This window comes from Phytoactinopolyspora endophytica (genome assembly GCF_004138495.1).
Taxonomy (GTDB): Bacteria; Actinomycetota; Actinomycetes; order Jiangellales; family Jiangellaceae; genus Phytoactinopolyspora; species Phytoactinopolyspora endophytica.
Window position 1 is genome coordinate 1 of sequence record NZ_RZHA01001799.1, and the last position, 873, is coordinate 873.

Here is an 873-nt window from a genome sequence, read left to right on the forward strand (position 1 = left end):
CGCCGCCTACTTCGTCGCCACCGAATCACTCACCAACGCCGCCAAACACTCCGACGCCACCCACTGCAACGTCACCGTCACCCTCGAACCCGGCAGTGCACCGTCGCGGTGGAGCGACATGGACAACGAGCGGGACCATCGCAGCCGCGATGTACTGCGCGTGTGGATCAGCGACGACGGCCGCGGCGGCGCCCACCTCGGCAAAGGACACGGCCTCACCGGACTCGCCGACCGCCTCGCCGGCGTCGACGGCCAACTCACCATCGACAGCCCACCCGGCGCCGGCACCACCATCAACGCCACCATCCCGCTACCGTGATCGCCATTCCCACCACACACCACGTGCGGGCACGAGCCGACGATCATGGGAGGCTGACAGCGTGAATACGACCAGGCCGGGCCGCCCACGGGTCGGATGGCGCCAGATGGGACGCGATCTGGGCTATCTCCTGCCGGGGATGCCGATCGCGGTGGTGTCGTTCGCCCTGATGCTGGTCGGCTTCGTCCTCGGGATCGGCCTGGTCGTGCTGGCGTTCCTCGGCTTGGTGGTGCTGTCCGTCACGCTTCTCACGGCCCGCGGGTTCGCCGCCGCCGAACGGGCGCGCGTAGCGACGATGGAGGGCCGGGAGGTCGGGCCGTTCTACCATCCGCCTGAGCGCGGAAGCGGCGTGAGCAGGTTGCTCCGCCACCTACGCGATCCGCAGAACTGGCGGGACTGGGGTTTCTGTGTGCTGATCCTCCCGGTGCGGCTGGTCACCTGGCCACTCACGGTTGCCTGGTTTGGCTTCTCGGTCGCGATGACGCCGATCATCGTCGGCTCGTGGGCGATCAGCGGCGGCGGCGGATTCCGTGGTCTGGTCTGGCTGCTCGCCC

Annotated in this window: 2 protein-coding genes; both read left to right on the plus strand. The window is 69.0% G+C overall.

Going from position 1 to position 873, the window contains the following annotated elements:
* A partial coding sequence (locus tag ELR45_RS34230) for a sensor histidine kinase (protein ID WP_338069624.1) occupies positions 1-319 on the plus strand: 319 nt, incomplete at its 5' end.
* 61 nt (positions 320-380) lie between these two features.
* A partial coding sequence (locus tag ELR45_RS34235) for a sensor domain-containing protein (protein ID WP_205857832.1) occupies positions 381-873 on the plus strand: 493 nt, incomplete at its 3' end.